Source organism: Virgibacillus sp. SK37 (genome assembly GCF_000725285.1).
GTDB lineage: Bacteria > Bacillota > Bacilli > Bacillales > Amphibacillaceae > Virgibacillus_Q.
Genome location: NZ_CP007161.1, coordinates 962,131 through 980,777 on the forward strand (window position 1 = coordinate 962,131; position 18,647 = coordinate 980,777).

The window sequence follows — 18,647 nt, forward strand, 5'->3', positions numbered from 1 at the left end:
CTATATCATTGCGTTCAGAACACGAACATAAGAGCATACTAGAAGAATGACTACCATTACATTAATTACTCGAAAAACTTTATTCTGCTTTAATGTTTCCAGTTCCATTTTTACACAAAATTTATGAGTTAATGCATTAAATATAAATAAAATAATCATTGCATAGATAAGAAAAAGTATAAAAATAAGAAAACCCCCTTCTGCCCACATTATCCTTTTATAACTACACAGTATATTCATAACTTTATCAAAAGATTAGGATGATGAACAGTATTTGATAAAGATTTTCTGTTAAATAAGAAAAAGGATCTGGGCTAATGGGCCAGATCCTTATGGGTGAGGAGCTTTTATTAATATATCAAAACCGTCGGCACTGTTTTCAATGTAAGCTTCCCTTGGTGCCTTTAAAATATGAATCATATAGAGGTAATCAATAAAAGAAATTCCAATATGTGCTGCGGTAAATAACAAAATATATACGGAATAATCTTTAAATATATAGCTAGCCACAATGCCTGGCACAGTAACAAAGATGGTTGGTGCAAGTGCAACGAGTAAAGAGACTTTCTTTGTTAAGTGCAATTTCGTATAATAGTTAAAAACAGGTAAGAATGTTTTTTTTCGTTTATTTATTATTTTTAATCGCTTATTCATGAAAAATAATGGTAAAATATGCATAAATGAATGAATGGTTGGTAGTACGATCAACCCTACTAATAAGGGAAATAGACCTATGTCATTTACATGGGTACTGCCTTGAATGATCGAGATTGGTACATAGAGAAATATAAACGATAATAGACCGATCAAAAATGATACAATATTTATTCGGTTTGTTCCAAACTCTTTTGTAAGATTAATTGATTTCCAGCAGTTCATTTTTGACCCCTCCATTTCATTCTCTGATGTTTAATCCATATGAATGATAGTATGATTACATAAAAAAATCAATAGTTTTTTATAAACTTTTTTATAAAGATTTTTTAAAGCTTTGGAGATTGAAAATGAAGGGCTCATAAATAGAGAGAAAAAAGGGGGCGATCAATTGAGTGACAAGGGGTTGGCGGAATTCCATCTTAGCCTGATTTCAAGGATAATTGATATGAGAAGATATCCTTTTACCAGGTTAATTATGGAAAGAAATATAACGAATCCGGAATATAAGGAGTTAATGAAACTGTTAGAAGATTTAGATGATAAGTATCATACTCAGAGAAAAGAGGGGTTGCTTGATTTTAGTTCTTTACTCATTCAATTTGCAGGAATGTTAAATGAAAAATTAGAACCAACAGAGACTATTTACGCTCTTAACCAAGAGGAAATTCATAAGGAGTTAATGTCTGAATTTATGAAGATCATCCAGCAGGAAGAAAACAAAAATAAACGAAGGTGACCATTCTCATATTTATTGAAGAAGGTCATCTTCGTTTTTTTAGTTGATAAGAAAGAAATTTTTTAGGTACAAAAGCTTTTTTGCTGGAAAAACGTTTCCTCCCCCCTACTTTGCTCTTTATTGCCTCATATTGTAAAAAAGCTCCTCGATTTGAACATGAAAATGTATAATTTCATCTAGCTTTTTATTTAATTTTTCTTTTTCCTTACTGACGGCCTTTTTTTCCGGCGAATCCATCTCATGCCGAAGTTCCATAAGCGTATCTTTATGATGATTGGTTGAATCCAGCCACTTACTAATATAAATTGTTGAAAATGATTTGAATAGTTGAGCGTTTGCCTCATATAAGTCCTTCCTAACTCCTTTTTTCCATACCCGGGTAACTAAGTTTAAATCAAAAAGACTGCGTATACTTGTACTCATTGAGGTTTTGCTTTTACCAAGTGCCTCACTCATCTCATCCAAAGTGAGTGGGTCATCGGCAAGATATAAATAAACAAAAAGACGGGATTCAAGTGGGGTTAAACCAAATAATTCAAGTGTCTTTGAAAATTCTATTATCATCTTATTCATTACTTCTTCAAGCTGAGGTTCCTTCATATAATCCCCCTAAACGTTGATATTTCAAGGTTACACTAAAAGAATAACTTTTAAAAATAGGTAGATAGGTAGTATTTGGGAGTAAATAAGAGTTATTTGAAGTATTAACCTAATTTATTACGTACAGTATAAACTGTACGTAATTTATATACAAAATCAATAGAATTTAAAGTTTGTGCAGTTTGTATAAATCATTTATAGTTATATAGTACATTCTATGGATGTTCGCTTACATACCATCTATGAATCTACGAAATATATCCTGTCATTAACTTTTCCTGTGTTAATACTGATAGAAAAGTAGTAGGTCTATTCACATAGTACAAAAAAAGAGAGGTGAAGGTTTTGCCGGTTATTGAAGCAAAGAATTTATCTAAGGTGTTTGGGAAAAACCCAAAACAAGCATTAAAATTATTAGATAAAGGATATTCAAAGGAAGATATTTTAAAAGAGACAGGTAATACAGTTGGCGTTAATCGTGCCTCGTTTTCTGTAGAGGCAGGAGAAATTTTCGTTATTATGGGACTCTCCGGAAGTGGGAAATCCACGTTAGTCCGCTTATTAAATCGTCTTATTGAACCAACAGAGGGAAATATCCTAATAGATGAGCAAGATCTGTCTACAATGGATAAGAAATCCTTACGGAATGTGCGTAGAGAAAAGTTAAGTATGGTATTTCAGAAATTTGCACTATTTCCATACAGAACGATCTTACAAAATGCGGAGTTTGGTTTAGAAATCCAGAATGTAGCCAAAGAGGAACGAGAAAAAAAGGCCAAAGAGGCACTTGAAATGGTAGGTTTAGGTGAATACATTCATCAAACGCCAGGCCAGCTTTCAGGTGGAATGCAACAACGAGTCGGTTTAGCTCGGGCGCTAGCGAACGATCCGGAAGTACTGCTAATGGATGAAGCTTTCTCAGCATTAGATCCACTCATACGAAAAGAAATGCAAGATGAACTAATTGACTTGCAATCTACCATGAAAAAGACAATTGTCTTTATTACACATGATTTGGATGAAGCTCTACGCTTAGGTGATCGGATTGCTTTGATGAAGGATGGATCAATTGTACAGATTGGTACCCCAGAGGAAATCTTAGTGAATCCGGCAAATGATTATGTTGAAAAATTCGTTGAGGATGTAGACCGTTCCAAGGTATTAACTGCACAGCACATTATGAAAAGGCCTGAAACTGTGAATCTGGATAAACATGGGCCAAGAGTCGCTTTGGAGCGAATGAGAGAAGAAGGTTTGTCCAGTATGTATGTCATTGATAGCCAAAGAAATTTAAAAGGCTATATTACTGCAGATGATGCTTCAGAAGCTCGTAAGAAAGAAATCACCAGTTTAAAAGAGATTCTAAAGAATGACATACCCCGAGTAGAGAAGGATACATCCATGAATGATATCTTTAGTATTATTCACGATTCACCTATTCCTGTAGCAGTTGTAGAAAATGAAAAGTTAGTTGGGATTATTGTGCGTGGTGCTGTAATTGCAGCACTCTCTCAGGATGGCGAGGTGAATTTAGATGCTGAATAATATGTTGGACTTTATCCCAGAGATAGCTATTGCAGAGGGAACAGAAAAGCTTACAGATAGTATTACAGAAGCTTTTGCATTTTTATTTGAACCAATCAAGGAACATTTTGGGAGTTTTATGGAGTGGACCTCAGAAACGTTAAGTGTTATACCGCCAGTAATTATTATCATCATTGTTGCACTTTTAGCGTTTTTCCTAACTGGAAAGAAGTTTGGTCTAGCTGCATTTAGTGTGGTAGGTCTCTGGTTAATTTATAATCAGGGTCTATGGGAACAGCTAATGAGTACTTTTACGTTGGTATTATTATCAAGTATTTTATCAGTAATTATTGGTGTGCCTGTAGGTATTCTTATGTCGAAATCTAAAATAGCTGAATCAATTATCACACCTGTCTTAGATTTTATGCAGACAATGCCGGCGTTTGTTTATTTGATCCCAGCTGTAGCATTCTTCGGAATTGGTATGGTGCCAGGGGTGTTTGCATCACTCATTTTTGCCACACCACCGACTGTAAGGTTTACTAACCTGGGAATACGACAGGTATCCCGTGAATTGGTGGAAGCATCAGACGCATTTGGAAGCACAGGAGCACAAAAGTTATTTAAAGTTGAACTACCTATGGCAAAACAAACAATTATGGCCGGTATAAACCAAACAGTTATGCTAGCACTTTCTATGGTTGTTATTGCTTCCATGATTGGAGCTCCTGGTTTAGGGCGAGAAGTTCTTTCTGCCTTACAACGTGCTCAGGTAGGTTCAGGCTTTGTCGCTGGGATTGGGATAGTAATTCTAGCAATTATTATTGATCGATTTACACAAACGGCAAATTCGAAGAAAAATTAGTGAATAACTTTTAATTAAATGGTTGTAAAAAAGAGTGTGAAAGATTAGAAGAAAAACTTACACCTAATAATTAAAAGATTCTATAAAAACAATTGAAGGGGAGTAATTAGTAATGTTTAAATTTGACTGGAAAAAACTCGGAATAGCTGCTGGGTTGTCTTTATCACTAGTTGCAGCAGGATGTGGATCTGACGAAGAAGGATCAGGGGATTCTGCTGATAGTGGTTCTTCCGATGAGCAAAATAAAGAAATTGAACTAGCATACGTGGAATGGGATACAGAAGTAGCTTCCACCAACGTGGTAAAACAAGTACTGGAAGAACAAGGATTTGATGTAACTATCACCCCACTTGATAATGCGGTAATGTGGCAATCTGTAGCAAATAATGAAACAGATGGAATGGTTGCAGCATGGTTACCTGGTACTCATGGTGACTTATATGAACAACATAAGTCTGATTTAGAAGATCTGGGAGCAAACTTGGAAGGTGCCAAAATAGGTATGGTTGTGCCTGAGTACATGGATGTAAGTTCTATTGAAGATCTTAGTGATGAAGCTGGTAAAACGATTACGGGAATCGAGCCAGGAGCAGGGGTTGTAAAAGCAACGGAGAAAGCCACTGAAGAATATGACAATTTAGCTGACTGGGAAGTTAAAACTTCTTCTAGTGGCGCAATGGCAACTGCTTTAGGTGAAGCTGTTGAAAACGAGGAAGAGATTGTAATTACTGGATGGTCCCCACACTGGAAATTCCAAAAGTATGACCTTAAATACTTGGAAGATCCAAAAGGAGTTTATGGGGAAGCAGAAGAAATTAAAACAATGGTACGTAAAGACCTAAAAGAAGATATGCCGCAAGCCTATAAAATCTTGGATGCTTTCCATTGGGAGCAAGCTGATATTGAAAGTGTAATGCTAGATATTCAAAATGGAACAGATCCTGAAGAAGCTGCTGCAAATTGGATTAAAGATAATCAAGATAAAGTTGATGAGTGGGTAAAAGCAGCTGAATAATAAGCATGGTACAAAGTTTCAAGGCCGGATAATCGAATTTATCATTTATCCGGTCTTTTCTTAAATAAGGAAGAAGGAGTGGATTAGTTGATAAAAAATAGTTGGAAAATAACAATAATGACATTAAGCATTGCTTTTCTATTTGTTTTGTCTGCTTGTGGATCTGATGAAAAAGATAGTGAAAGCGATGATGTGGCTGAACCAAATGAAGAAACGAATTATAGTGAAGAAGTGAACTATACGATAACTGGAATTGAGCCAGGTGCTGGCATTAGTGTGACTACTGACAAAGCAATTGAAGAATACGATTCTTTAAAAGGATGGACTGCTAATTATTCTTCTACTGCAGCTATGGCTTCCGAGCTTGATAAAGCCATGAAAAGTGAAGAGCCGATTGTTATTACCGGCTGGAATCCACATTGGACATTTGCAAAGTATCCTGATATGAAATACTTAGAAGATCCAAAAGGTATTTATGGTGGGAAGGAAGTTATTAAGACACTAGCAAGAAACGGACTTAAAGAAGATATGCCAAATGCATATAAGCTACTCGATCAATTTAATTGGAAGGTAGAAGATATGGAAGGCATTATGTATGATGCAAAAGATAACGATGAGGAAGTAGCAGTTGCTGCGGAACGTTGGGTGGAAGAAAATCAGGACAGAGTTGATGAATGGAAAGAAGGGGTTGAAGAAGTAGACGGAAAGTCTATTGAGCTTGTATCTACACCATGGGATTCAGAAAGAGCTTCTTCCGGTGTGGTTAAGATTGCATTAGAGCAGCTTGGCTATGATGTAACTGTTACACCTGTAGACGTTGCAGTAGTATTTGAATCCATTGCAAATGGAGATGGAGATGCTACACTAGCAGCCTGGATGCCAATTACTCATAAGGATTTTTATGATAAATATAGTGATCAATTTGATGATCTAGGTGCAAATCTAGAAGGAGCAAAGATAGGACTTGTTGTTCCATCGTATATGGATATTGAATCTATAGAAGATCTGGAACCAGCAAACTAATATAAAAAAAGCTGCCGTTGAATTCGGCAGCTTTTTTTATAAGTTAATAAAGTATAAAGTTTTACCTTTATTATGTTTTATACATGAACAGTTATATCCAGTGTTTAAGCTTTTCTTCTTAAACGAGTTAATAACTTAGGCCTGTTGGCTTTTCACTTTTTCTTCAAGATCCTTAAGGCTTGTTTCAATTTGTTCTAAATACTGATGAATGTTCTCCTGATGTGGTTCTACTGTTTGCTTCCACTCTTCTACTGATTTTTTCATTTCCTGTGTCAATTCTTTAATTAACGCAGCGCCTTCTTTAGAGGTTTCTGTAAGTTGTTCTTTTAAACGTAACCCATCCTGTTTAAGGTTTGCTATCATGTCTTTCCATTCAAGTCCCTGATCTTTTACACGGCCGCGTAAATCTTTTCCTGAGGACGGCGCAGTAAGAAGAGTCGCAGCAGCGCTAATAGCACCTCCAACCATGAGTCCTAATAATAATGACTTTCCATTTGCCATTCCATCTCTCTCCTTTCTAACGCTTCGTAAATCTTTTTCACTTATTTTACTGTAATCAAACATGCAAACATGTATCTTTAAAAAATCCTCTGACATACCCATGCCAGAGGATTTAATTATAACAAATTCATGTAACTGTAATTGGCTGGGATCGCTTCATTATACTTTGGACAATCGGATGAACCACAAGCATAATAATCGTATTTAAAGCTGCTGCCGGTAGTACGACTGTTATAAATAAAGCCATAAACCCACCATCCATAAGGTTAACAATAAATAGAGCTACACTTAAAAACACTGCTCCACTAACCATTGTACCTATGGCGGTTAATACAGGTGCGCTAAAATTCACATTGACTTTATTCCTTACCAGTAAGAACAGTGTTAAAAATACAAATGCTGTTATTGGTTTATCAATCAAATTTGCAATTTGTCCTCCGGGCGCTGAGGTGGTTAATGCAGAAATTACGCCGGTTACAATTGCCAGTAGTGCAACATATTTTGGTTTAGGAAATAAAATAATCCCCAAAAACATCATCGACAAAAGCATATCTGGCTTTACCCCAAACAAGATTGGTGGAACAACTGCATGCAATACAGCACCTATCCCTACAAACAGTGACAAAATGACCATAATCCTCGTATTCATTTATACCTCTCCTCTTCTCAGCTCTTCTGTGCTATTTAGAATCCCAACTGTACACTGTTGTCAGCTGCGGAAACGTAGATATATTATAACAAATATTCTTCTAAATAAAAAGTACTAATTTTCAGATACATGTCTATTGTTCAATAGCCGAATGAATCTCCCCGGCAATTTTTTGTAACTCTTCGGAAGTGTAATCATCTGCGTGAACTGTCCAGTTAGATGAGTAACCGTCTCCTTCTCCGTATCTGGGGATGATGTGAATATGTAAGTGGAATACGGATTGGTCTGCTGGTGCCTCATTATTATTTAATAAATTCATTCCTATTGGGTTATACACTTTTTTGATCGCGTTTGCAATTCCAGGTATACGAGCAAAAAGTTCTTTAGCTACCTCTGGGGACGTTTCATAAATATTCTTCGTGTGCTGTTTAGGAATTACCAAAGTATGTCCCTTTGTTACTTGACTGATGTCTAAAAATGCGTACACGTATTCATCCTCATAGACTTTTGCAGAAGGAATATCACCATTTAATATCTTACAAAAAATACAATCTTCATGAGCCATCCATTCACCACTCCTTATATTATCGTTTGAAGTCTAATTATACTTATCTATATTGTATATAGGATGGTGGTGTAAAGTCAAAATAAACAGGACCAGTCCATTAGATGAACTGGCCTGTTTTAAGAAGAACAGGGGAATGATAATACTAACGCGGGGACTCGTAATACAATCGTTAAATCGCATTGGCCACTTAACTTTGATTACAAAAACCTTTTTGTCAGCATCCCTGACGGAGAGATGAGTTCTGGCAAAAGGGTTTTATTTCATTAGATTATCTTTCGGAAACACCTCATTTGTGTTGTTTTCACAAAATCTTATATTAGAGTACCGATCACTAACACCTCATTTTGTGTATTTATTTTACACGAAATTAATTACATTAGTTGCTCGATCGCTAACACCTCATTTGTGGTTAACACGAAATGTTCATCCCCTGATCTTCATTATCTAGTTTGTACTTGTAAAATGTATTTATACATATAAAAGAAAAAACTTTGTCAAAATTACTCACATAGTTTGTTTTGGCTTTATTCCTAAGTAATGATAAAATTATACGTAATAATGGAGGAGGAAGTATTGTGGAATCATTGTTACATATTAAGAATTTACATGGTGGATACACACATAAAAATGTACTGCATGGTATATCTTTTGAAGTGAAACCAAATGAAATAGTAGGCTTAATTGGATTGAATGGGGCCGGGAAGAGTACAACAATTAAACATATTATTGGGCTAATGCATGCAAAGAAAGGCTCTGTTTCGATAAAAGGTAAAACGTTTCCTGAGAACCCTTCAACTTATCGGAATCAGTTTGCCTATATTCCCGAAATGCCTATACTATATGATGAATTGACATTATACGAACATCTTCAGCTTACTGCTATGGCGTATGATATTCCTGAGGAGGTTTTCGAGCAAAGATTACAACCACTTCTAAAAGAATTCCGTATGGAAAAAAAGCTAAAATGGTTCCCGGTTCATTTCTCCAAGGGGATGCGTCAAAAGGTGATGATCATGTGTGCATTTTTAATTGAACCACCCTTGTATATTGTTGATGAACCTTTTGTCGGTCTTGATCCACTTGGAATTCAGTCCTACCTTCAGCTAATGGGGGAAATGAAAGATAAAGGGGCAGGCGTCTTAATGTCCACACATATATTAGCTACAGCGGAACGTTATTGTGACCGTTTTGTCATTCTTCATGATGGAGAAATCCGTGCAATGGGGACATTGCTGGAGCTTCAGGACAGCTTCAATATGCCTAAAGCAACGTTGGATGACATCTATGTACAATTAACGAAAGAAGAAGATTACCATGTTTGATTCTCATACATTTTTTATGAAACGTTTTTCAGCACATTTAAAAGAGACAAGCCGCTATTTAAGATATATTTTTAACGGTCATATCGCTTTTGCTATGCTTTTTTTCGTTTCAGCACTTGCCTATTACTATCAGCAAGCACTTACCCAGCTTCCCGCAAACTTTCCTACAGCAATTCTCATGGGTGTTGCTTTTGGAGGTATTGTAAGCTATAGTCCTGTCCGTACACTGCTTAAAGAGCCAGATCTTGTTTTCTTAATCGCTGCAGAGAACAAGATGCAAGCCTATTTTAGAAATGCGCTCATATACAGCTTTGTCATTCAACTCTATCTTCTTCTTCTCGTAACCGCGGCGTTTGGACCATTGTATTTTGCAACATATACTGACCGTGATATTACAGTTTACTTACTTGCTTTTGTTGTACTGCTTATTTTTAAAGTATGGAATTTACTTGCAAACTGGTGGGTGTTGAAAGTCAGAGAACCACAAATGAGACGAGTAGATTTATTTATTCGAGTATTATTAAATATGGCAGTTTTTTATTTCCTTGTAAATGGAGATATGCTTTTAGCGGGGATTGCAACGTTGCTGTTCATTATTGTGTTCCTTTATGATTATAGTGTATCAAGAAAACATGCAGGGATCGTGTGGGACCTTTTAGTACAGAAAGACCAAAACAGAATGCAGACCTTCTACCGCTTGGCCAATATGTTTGCAGATGTTCCACATATAAAAACACCAATCAAAAAAAGGCAATGGCTTGTGTCGTTGGTTAGCAAGGTTCCTTTTGCACAAAAGAACACATTTGATTATTTATATCGTATTACCTTTGTGCGAAGCGGAGACTATATGGGAATGTATTTCAGACTACTTGTTATAGGTGGTTTGTTTATTTACTATATACCAAATTTGTGGATGGAAATTCTTTTTGCAATATTATTTTTGTATTTAAGCAGTTTTCAGATGATGACATTGTATCAGCACCACAGAACAGTTATATGGCCTGAACTTTACCCTGTTGAAGAAAGCCTTCGGAAAAAAGCCATCGTAAAATTGTTATTCCAGCTAGGCTTTATTCAAACTGTTTTATTTTCTCTACTATTTTTAATTATGCAAGCTTATATAGGTTTTGCTGTGACATTGATAGGTGGGGCTCTGTTCAATTACTTATTTATTAATGGTTATGTCAGTGGGAAATTAGCAGTGAAGCACTAATCGTATAGTTGGGAAGAAGTTGAACGAAAACAATTCGTCGTAAGTATTCACACCAAGAGATCCTAATCATCTATTATTTGAACGGGCAAAGAGGTGAAAAGCCGAACTGATACCATTGATGCGATGTACAGTTCGGCTTTTTTTATATGTTTTACTTCGATCTCTCTATTCTTTATCCTATCTTATGCGATTGATATGCAAAATACGCTTCGATCAGCGTTTTGGCAGCGATAGGAAGAGCACGTTCGTCAATATCAAATTTCGGGTGATGATGAGGATACGGATTTCCTTCTTGATGAGCACCTGTAAAGAAATAAGCTCCTGGTTTTTTCATTGTATAGTATGCAAAATCTTCTCCACCCATTACTGGGATGACTTCTTCAGCTGTATGAATTTCCTTTACTTGTTTACTCGCTTCCAATACTACTTCTGCTTCCCTCGCATGATTAACTAAAGGAGGGTAGCCTTTTTCGTAGTTGAAGGTATAATCTGCTTCGTAGCCAAGACAGACACCTTTTATAATCTTTTCCATTTCACGAATAATTTCTTCCTGTATTTCTATATCAAGATATCGAACTGTTCCAATTAACCTAGCTTTATCTGCAATAACGTTAAATGTCTCTCCTGCTTCAAATACCCCTACAGTAACAACAGCAGTTTTCAAAGGATCCAGCCTTCTACTTACAATTTGTTGTAATTGGCTAACAAGCTGGGAACCAATAACAATAGCATCCTTTGTTTCATGAGGATAAGCGCCATGCCCACCTTGCCCTTGAATAGTTATTTCGAAACGATCTGCCCCAGCCATAAATACATCTTTGGATGTTTGCATCACACCTAGAGGGGTGGTTGCCCATAAATGGGTGCCGAATACTGCGTCTACATGATCAATAGCGCCTGAATCGACAATAGGCTTGGCACCACCTGGCGCATATTCTTCTGCATGTTGGTGAAGAAAGACAATAGTACCTGGTAAATTTTCTTGGAAACTTTTCATCACTTTTGCAAGTACAAGCAAGGTCGAAGTATGTCCGTCATGCCCACAAGCGTGCATCACACCTGGCACTTTTGATTTATAGGGTACATCCTTTTCATCTTGAATAGGTAAAGCATCAAAATCGGCACGTAATGCAATTGTCTTTCCAGGTTTACCACCTATCAATGTGGCAATAACACCATTACCGCCAACCTTTGTCTCGTATGGAATACCAAGCTTATCATAAAAGCTGGCAATATATTTCGCTGTTTCTGTTTCATGAAAGGAAAGTTCGGGATGTTGGTGTAAGTATCTGCGAATCTCCACCATTTCCTCATAGTGCTGATCTATCAGTGTATGTATTTCTTTTAACAAGAATAAAAACCTCCTCTGGACTTTACTTTCTAATTATTATAACATTTAAGAATATAAAATGATGCTATTTTATCGGATGTAATGTAGGAGGAAATAGAAGTATTGGCAGGAAATTGCTCAGTGGGAACAATCGGCACTATTCTTCTTAGAATGATATTTCTCATTAAAAGGACAACTTGTTTGTTTTAGGAAGAATGCCTAATGTTATTAAGCTATGTTTCAAGAAAGATTGACAGGGCCACAAATACAACTTGGAGAAGAAGTGTCTTAGTGTTATTTTTAAAACAAAAAAGATTCTAGTGCAAATGTTTGGGTAAAAACGTTATCTCGTACATTCACAGTAGGAACGAACTGCGAATTAGAGGATATTCTAATCATATGTATTAGAACAAAAAAAGGATGCTTTTAGGCACCCTTTATCGGTTTATTGAGAAAGTCTTGGATCTGCTAATAAGCGTTGAACTTCTTCTTTATGATGTGTTTCATCAGAAATTAGGTCTTCCAGCTTCACTACTAACTCTGTATACCCAAGATTTTCTGCTTGTTTTTTTCGTTTTTCATACCGATCAATGGTATCTGATTCAGCTTTTAATGTAGCTTCCAATAGATCTTTTACATCTGTAGGCTGTGGGACTTCAGCAGACTTGGTTGTTGGTGTACCACCAAGAGATTTAATTTTTTCAGATAAGTAAAGTGCGTGTCCCAATTCATCATTAATCTCAGCTTCAAAAAAAGGTTTTAGTGCAGAACGATATAGTCCTGAAACAACAGAAGCACTGTATGTGTACTGAATTGCTGCACCATACTCATGAGCAAGATCTTCATTTAAACCATCAATTAATTCCTGTAAGTCTTTATCCATTCTGTATCCCACCTTTAATTATTTTGTGTATATAATAATGTTTCCCTCTTTTGTTTTTTTGAAACATGAAGTCGGGTAATATATCAGATGGAGGGATTTAAATGGTGTCAAAGAGAAAATACATTTTGTTTATCTTTATGGTTCTGCTTCTCGCTATGATAGCAGTATGGGTAGTGAAAATATTAAATGGGTCTGTTCCTTATGTTGATCAATGGACAAGAGATCTTGTTGCACAAATGGATGAAACAGTGTTCTATACGATTGCGCGTTGGTTAACAGAATTGGGGTCCAGTACGTTCTTAATTCCATTTGTTATTATCATTGCTTTGTTTTTATGGTGGAAATATTATGATTGGCTTCCTCCTATTATTTTTGCTGGTGGCACACTTGGTACTCATTTATTAAATCAGTTGATTAAAGGGCTAGTTGAAAGAGAAAGGCCTAGCATTTTAATTGCAGCCAATGCGGAGGGGCACAGTTTCCCTTCTGGTCATGCTATGATTTCCATTGTGTGTTATGGCCTCTTAGCCTATTTTATTGCAGCACTGTTAAAAACAAAAAGAGGTAAAATAGTTGTTCATAGTTCGTTGGCAATATTGATTTTCCTTATAGGGATGAGTCGGTATGTGATAAACGTTCACTATCTGACAGATGTGGTTGCCGGTTTCATTATTGGCTACCTTTGTCTGATCGCTCTAATCTATATCTATGAGGGTATCGGAAGATGGAGGTCTCGGTCTTAGGGCGGAGGAAAAAGCATGCTTAAGGTGGTTCTTCTTATTCAAAAACCAAGGTAGACTGAATATAGAATAATATGAGGGGGCCATCTTATGGATGCAACGGTTAATGATATAACAAAAGGAAAATCGTCTCTATTTAAAAATCGTAATTTTTTATTTCTCTTTATTGGTGCGTTATTTTCTTCTCCAGGATATTATGTATATTTAATTGGGGCAGAGTGGTTGATGTTAACTTTAAATGATAATCGTTTTTATTTTGGTATGCTTTTTATTGCTGCCTCCATACCAAGGTTATTATTGCTAACTGTCGGGGGAGTTGTTGCTGATCGCTTTAATAAAAGGTTGATACTATTTTTATCCGATATGACTCGCGCACTACTTATATTAGTATTAGTAGTTCTTCTTTTTGCTGATATGGTTACGGCTTGGCATCTAATAATACTGGCAGCTTGTTTTGGGATTTCAGATGCTTTCAGTTATCCGGTTCTTAACTCCTTAACGCCAATGATTTTGGAAGAGGAACAGTTGCAGCGAGGTAATTCATTCATTCAAATGACAAGTCAAATTAGCCCAATTCTTGGTCCTGCTCTAGGAGGTACATTGATAGCGGTATTAGGGTTCAAAGGAGTATTTATCGCCGCATTCTTGTTTTTATTCCTAGCCTCTATTACAGTTCTGCTTATTCGATTGGAAAAGGATGATGATAAGGAAGAGGTTCATTCACCGTGGCAGGATTTAAAAGCAGGATTTGTGTACGCTCGCAATAATGAAATTATTATGTCCATTCTATTTTTGGGCTTTATTCTAAACTTTTTCTTTTCTGGTCCGTTGTCCATGGGAATACCAATTATCGTAAAGGACGTCTTTATGGGAAATGCAGTTAGCTTGGCAACGGTGGAAACTTCCCTAGGAATAGGAGCATTAATTGGAGCATTAGTTCTTGCTTCTATTACCTTAAAGAAGCCTGGATACGTGATGGTTAGTGGATTAATTGTATTAGGTATCCTCTTTACTTTTATTGGCTTCTCCAACTCTGTGCTGTTTACAGCTGGTCTAGTTGCCATGATGGCCTTTATTCTTCAATTGGTCAATATTCCTTTAATAACTATGCTGCAGAAAACGACCGATAAAAAAATGCTCGGTAGAATAATGAGCTTATTAATGACTGTTTCTACTGGATTAGTCCCCGTATCTTATGTAGCTACTTCTCTGTTAATATCAGCAGGAGTTGGAATTCAGTCAATCATTGTTTGCAGTGGTATAATTATTACCTTGATTGCTTTATATAATTTAAGAAATAAACAACTACTGAAAATAAGACAATAGAAGAGGATGAACAGGATGAAAAATATTCTTCGTTATTTTCTGGCAATCTTCCTAATTGGATTAGGTGTTATGCTTGTGCTTACTAATTTGGGAATGGTGAATTTTGATTTTTATACCGTGTGGGGCTATATATATCCAATCTTCTTTATCGTGTTGGGGGTAAAGTGGGTTATTGACTATTTTAATAGAGGTGGCGGAAGCTGGGTATTTGGCTCCTTTCTCATCGTTTTTGGCGGATTGCTTCTACTTGATCGCTTTGAGGTAATTGTCTTTTCGTTTGGTGATATTATAAATCTCTGGCCATTGCTGATTATCTATGCAGGTTTTTTATTAATTAAAAGACGCACCTTTGTACATGTCTCAGATAAAACCAAGAAAAAGACAAGAACACAACGGGATTCCTATTTCAGTTTTGGAAACCAGGAATTTAATCATCCAAATTGGAAAGTAGAGCCGATGAATCTCAGTCAAATGGCAGGTGATTTTTATTTTGATTTTACTAAAGCTTTTATTCCCGACAAGGAAATTCCCATTTCGATTCAGTCGTTAGCTGGCGATGTTAATATCGTCATGCCGGAAAATATCGACTTCCGTGTGAAAGCTTCCGTCAAGGCTGGTGAAGTTTATGTAGCAGGGCAGACGGTCGAAGGGATTAATCGTTCACTTCAGTATTCGACAAATAATTATGATACTGCAGTAAGAAAAATAGATTTTCAAATTCATTTAAAAGCTGGATCAATTCGAATCGATTATGTTTAGGGGGAAGAGCGATGATTAACCGTTTTTCAAGCATTCGTTATAGTTATATCCGTTCCCATTTATATGGCTTGTTTCTAACAAGCATAACGTTGCTCTCCCTTCTTTTATCAATCTATGTCATTTTTGAACCTGCATGGTTAACAGCGTCTGGCATTTTTCTATTTATCTCTCTATATATCGTTCTTGGAACTATTTTATCACTCTATGCAGGATTTAAATCAAGTGGTGATATGAAGGAGAGGCTGGAATATCTTTCAGTGTTAATTACCAGATTCGCAAACGGAAGCTATACTTCACGTGTGTATTTTAATGAAGAGGACGAACTTGCGAGGATCGGGAATGAAATGAATGAATTGGGTGAAAAGCTGCAAAATCAAGTTAAAGCCTTAAGACAGCGTGCGGATGAAAAAGCTGAATTTGCAAAATCTGCTCATAAAGCAGCTGTTATAGAAGAACGGCAGCGATTAGCCCGAGATTTGCATGATGCTGTAAGTCAGCAATTATTTGCATTAACAATGATGGCAGAAGCAGCGGTGAAACAGATGGATAGAGATCCTGACCTCGCAAAGGAACAAATGATAGAGGTGACTAAAGCAGCACAACAGTCCCAAGCAGAAATGCGAGCACTGTTACTCCATCTAAGACCTATTCACTTATCTGGAGATACATTATCTACGGGTATTCAAAAGCTTGTAAATGAACTGAAACAAAAAAGTACAATTACTTTTAAGTTGAATATTCCTTCTGATCTGCAATTGGCAGATACGGTAGAGGAGCATGTTTTCCGTATCGTTCAGGAATCTCTTTCGAACATATTGAGACATGCAAATGCTTCTGAAGTGGAAATTAGCCTTTCTAGGCCGACCAGCGAGTTATTTGTACATATTCGGGATGATGGGGAGGGGTTTGACTCAACTCAAGATATGGAAAGAAAAACTTCTTATGGCTTGAAAACGATGAAGGAACGTAGTGAAGAATTAGGTGGAACATTTACAATTAGATCTAACACTGGAGAAGGTACATACATTGATATTCGTATACCATGCTGATAGGGGGAAGTTAAATGGTTCGTGTTATTGTAGTTGATGATCATGAAATCGTTCGCAAGGGTATTATTGCATATTTAAATACGGATGAAGAAATTGAAGTGATTGGTCAGGCGGCAAGTGGTAATGATGGAGCGGCATTAATTTTGGAGAAAAAGCCAGATGTGGTGCTTATGGATCTAATGATGGAGAATGGGTCAGGAATTGACGCTACTGCGCAAGTTATGGAGCAATTTCCAGCGTGTAAGATTATAATTTTAACAAGCTACTATGATGATGAGCAACTATTCCCAGCACTTGAAGCAGGAGCATTTAGCTACATATTAAAAACATCTTCAGCAACTGAAATTGCGGATGCGATAAAAAAAGCAGCTCGTGGAGAAAACGTGATCGAACCTAAAGTAGCAGGGAAAGTGATGACAAGATTTCGCCGCGAAGAAAAGAAGTTGCATGAGGACCTCACAGACAGGGAATTGGAAGTCTTATTATGTATAGGGAATGGGATGACAAATCAAGAGATTAGTGAGAAGCTTTACATCGGAATTAAAACAGTGAAAACGCACGTGAGTAATATTCTATCAAAATTGGCTGTCAATGATCGAACTCAAGCTGCGGTGTATGTACATAAAAATAAGTTGTTTCGGGATAGCTGATATTTATATAGCTCAAAAAACACTACATATATAATGAATCTAAAAAAACATGGTCCATCTATTAGATGACCATGTTTTTTAGGCTCTACTTCAAATGTTTGGGTACACACGTATTTTTGTTCATTCGTAGTTGGAAGAAACTGCGACGTAACTAAGAATATAGAGACTGCGTAAATCACCGCTACGGGGAAATATTCCGCTTTCCGCGGGCGGCTGATGAGCCTCCTCACGCTACGCGTTCGGGGGTCTCATCGAGGCCTCTCCTCCCGCAGGACAAGGAAAGCTTCGTCAGCAAGGCATCGCACGAAGAAAATGTGTATTTTCATTTTCGAGGAGTCTCCATATTTCCCCTTCGCTACTAATTATTATTATATCTACGAAGAAAAACTGCGTTCGCATACACCCAGAATGTGCTGTGTACGAATTGATTGGAGTGGAGGGCGGCGACTCCTGCCGGAATAGCATGAGGCGAAGACCCTGGACGGAGCGTAGCGGAGGAAGCGGCTGAGGCCATGCCGGGCGGCAAAGAAGACACTGTGAGGCAACGAACAGATGTCGCACTTGTACCCGGAGGTGTGAAAGCGTCCGCCTGAAACGCAAATCAATGGGTGCTTCCTGTGTAAAATGAATTACTCCATTCTCAACAAGTTAAGTCGTAGTTTATCCATTTTCCGAATCAGTGAATAACCCTCACATATATATCAGCACCGCTTCTTCAAATGGTATGATTAGTCATCATTCTTATCTATCATATGGTAGTTTGTAAGAAAAGGGCGGTCAGCAAAATAAGCTGGTGGTTTTGTTTGTCCTTGATGTGTCTGCTTAAATTCCTTTGAATTTTTCCAGTTCTCAAAGTCTTGCTCTGAGCGCCATTGGGTAAACACAACATAGGTACGCCCTTTTTTCGGTTTTAATAAGCGGAAAGCTTGAAATCCAGGCATCATTTCAACTTCATTTTGGCGTTGTTTAAACCGATCCTCAAACACTGGTTGTCCTTCTTCTGTTACAGGGATGTTATTCATTACCACATACCCTTCATCCTGGATATTTCCTTTTTGAATTAAAATCTCATATTCTCTACCTGCTGAAAAAATATTCTTTTCCGCTTCATAATATGCGAGGCCGCCTGTGTTACTTGTCATGAAGTACAGATGAATATTCGGGTGCTTCTTCTCCAACTTCTCTAAAAAGTCTACTGTGCCATTTGTCATAAATGCCTTCATTCGAATTCCCCTTT

The 18,647-nt window shown here is 37.0% G+C and carries 20 protein-coding genes; 12 read left to right on the forward strand and 8 right to left on the reverse strand.

The window, feature by feature from the left end; all coding sequences use genetic code 11:
- Nucleotides 1-330: 330 nt before the first annotated feature.
- Nucleotides 331-879 carry a DUF3267 domain-containing protein gene (locus tag X953_RS04825; RefSeq protein WP_040954589.1) on the reverse strand — a complete coding sequence of 183 codons (549 nt, stop codon included), beginning with the start codon at nt 877-879 and terminating at the stop codon, nt 331-333.
- 166 nt (nt 880-1,045) lie between these two features.
- Here X953_RS04825 and X953_RS04830 point away from each other — a divergent pair, with 166 nt between their 5' ends.
- Nucleotides 1,046-1,393 (forward strand): DUF1878 family protein, encoded by a 348-nt coding sequence (locus X953_RS04830; RefSeq protein WP_040954590.1) that lies wholly within the window; start codon nt 1,046-1,048, stop codon nt 1,391-1,393.
- A 117-nt stretch (nt 1,394-1,510) separates the two neighbouring features.
- Here the strand turns inward: X953_RS04830 and X953_RS04835 are convergent, their stop codons facing one another.
- Nucleotides 1,511-1,993 carry a GbsR/MarR family transcriptional regulator gene (locus X953_RS04835; protein WP_040954591.1) on the reverse strand — a complete coding sequence of 161 codons (483 nt, stop codon included), beginning with the start codon at nt 1,991-1,993 and terminating at the stop codon, nt 1,511-1,513.
- Nucleotides 1,994-2,338: 345 nt separating this feature from the next.
- On the opposite strand from X953_RS04835, the gene X953_RS04840 reads away from it, so the two are divergent.
- The 4 genes from X953_RS04840 to X953_RS04855 all read left to right on the forward strand — a co-directional run bounded on the left by X953_RS04840 (nt 2,339) and on the right by X953_RS04855 (nt 6,420).
- Entirely contained in the window at nt 2,339-3,538 is a 1,200-nt protein-coding gene (locus tag X953_RS04840) for a glycine betaine/L-proline ABC transporter ATP-binding protein (RefSeq protein ID WP_040954592.1), read from the forward strand.
- Nucleotides 3,528-4,382, forward strand: coding sequence for a proline/glycine betaine ABC transporter permease (locus tag X953_RS04845; RefSeq protein ID WP_040954593.1), 855 nt, complete (start codon nt 3,528-3,530; stop codon nt 4,380-4,382). Before X953_RS04840 ends, X953_RS04845 begins: the two co-directional genes overlap by 11 nt.
- A 112-nt stretch (nt 4,383-4,494) precedes the next feature.
- Complete coding sequence (locus tag X953_RS04850; RefSeq protein ID WP_040954594.1) at nt 4,495-5,397, forward strand: glycine betaine ABC transporter substrate-binding protein; 903 nt, start codon at nt 4,495-4,497, stop codon at nt 5,395-5,397.
- Between the two features lie 87 nt (nt 5,398-5,484).
- Nucleotides 5,485-6,420: a glycine betaine ABC transporter substrate-binding protein gene (locus tag X953_RS04855; protein ID WP_084715617.1), complete on the forward strand. Its 936-nt coding sequence runs from the start codon at nt 5,485-5,487 to the stop codon at nt 6,418-6,420.
- 135 nt (nt 6,421-6,555) lie between these two features.
- On the opposite strand, the gene X953_RS04860 is transcribed toward X953_RS04855, so the two are convergent.
- The 3 genes from X953_RS04860 to X953_RS04870 form a co-directional block, all read right to left on the reverse strand.
- Nucleotides 6,556-6,921 carry a YtxH domain-containing protein gene (locus tag X953_RS04860; protein WP_040954595.1) on the reverse strand — a complete coding sequence of 122 codons (366 nt, stop codon included), beginning with the start codon at nt 6,919-6,921 and terminating at the stop codon, nt 6,556-6,558.
- A gap of 127 nt (nt 6,922-7,048) precedes the next feature.
- Nucleotides 7,049-7,570, reverse strand: coding sequence for a tryptophan transporter (locus X953_RS04865; protein ID WP_040954596.1), 522 nt, complete (start codon nt 7,568-7,570; stop codon nt 7,049-7,051).
- Nucleotides 7,571-7,703: 133 nt separating this feature from the next.
- Nucleotides 7,704-8,135, reverse strand: a complete 432-nt coding sequence (locus X953_RS04870; protein WP_040954597.1) for an HIT family protein — start codon at nt 8,133-8,135, stop codon at nt 7,704-7,706.
- Nucleotides 8,136-8,713: 578 nt separating this feature from the next.
- On the opposite strand from X953_RS04870, the gene X953_RS04875 reads away from it, so the two are divergent.
- Together X953_RS04875 and X953_RS04880 are read left to right on the forward strand one after the other, a co-directional pair.
- Nucleotides 8,714-9,460, forward strand: coding sequence for an ABC transporter ATP-binding protein (locus tag X953_RS04875; RefSeq protein WP_040954598.1), 747 nt, complete (start codon nt 8,714-8,716; stop codon nt 9,458-9,460).
- Nucleotides 9,453-10,673 (forward strand): ABC transporter permease, encoded by a 1,221-nt coding sequence (locus X953_RS04880; RefSeq protein WP_040954599.1) that lies wholly within the window; start codon nt 9,453-9,455, stop codon nt 10,671-10,673. Before X953_RS04875 ends, X953_RS04880 begins: the two co-directional genes overlap by 8 nt.
- Before the next feature lie 172 nt (nt 10,674-10,845).
- Here the strand turns inward: X953_RS04880 and X953_RS04885 are convergent, their stop codons facing one another.
- On the reverse strand, nt 10,846-12,024 hold the full coding sequence (locus X953_RS04885) for an amidohydrolase (RefSeq protein WP_040954600.1): 1,179 nt from the start codon (nt 12,022-12,024) through the stop codon (nt 10,846-10,848).
- Between the two features lie 424 nt (nt 12,025-12,448).
- Nucleotides 12,449-12,886 (reverse strand): ferritin-like domain-containing protein, encoded by a 438-nt coding sequence (locus X953_RS04890; RefSeq protein WP_040954601.1) that lies wholly within the window; start codon nt 12,884-12,886, stop codon nt 12,449-12,451.
- A 101-nt stretch (nt 12,887-12,987) separates the two neighbouring features.
- On the opposite strand from X953_RS04890, the gene X953_RS04895 reads away from it, so the two are divergent.
- The 5 genes from X953_RS04895 (at nt 12,988) to X953_RS04915 (ending at nt 17,410) form a co-directional block, all read left to right on the forward strand.
- A complete protein-coding gene (locus X953_RS04895) occupies nt 12,988-13,629 on the forward strand; it encodes a phosphatase PAP2 family protein (protein WP_040954602.1) in 642 nt (213 codons plus the stop codon).
- An 87-nt stretch (nt 13,630-13,716) separates the two neighbouring features.
- On the forward strand, nt 13,717-14,952 hold the full coding sequence (locus X953_RS04900; protein ID WP_040954603.1) for an MFS transporter: 1,236 nt from the start codon (nt 13,717-13,719) through the stop codon (nt 14,950-14,952).
- 15 nt (nt 14,953-14,967) lie between these two features.
- Nucleotides 14,968-15,711, forward strand: a complete 744-nt coding sequence (liaF, locus tag X953_RS04905; protein ID WP_040954604.1) for a cell wall-active antibiotics response protein LiaF — start codon at nt 14,968-14,970, stop codon at nt 15,709-15,711.
- An 11-nt stretch (nt 15,712-15,722) separates the two neighbouring features.
- Complete coding sequence (locus X953_RS04910; RefSeq protein WP_040954605.1) at nt 15,723-16,760, forward strand: sensor histidine kinase; 1,038 nt, start codon at nt 15,723-15,725, stop codon at nt 16,758-16,760.
- A gap of 14 nt (nt 16,761-16,774) precedes the next feature.
- On the forward strand, nt 16,775-17,410 hold the full coding sequence (locus X953_RS04915) for a response regulator transcription factor (protein ID WP_040954606.1): 636 nt from the start codon (nt 16,775-16,777) through the stop codon (nt 17,408-17,410).
- 728 nt (nt 17,411-18,138) lie between these two features.
- On the opposite strand, the gene X953_RS04920 is transcribed toward X953_RS04915, so the two are convergent.
- Complete coding sequence (locus X953_RS04920) at nt 18,139-18,633, reverse strand: antibiotic biosynthesis monooxygenase (protein ID WP_040954607.1); 495 nt, start codon at nt 18,631-18,633, stop codon at nt 18,139-18,141.
- Nucleotides 18,634-18,647: the final 14 nt, after the last annotated feature.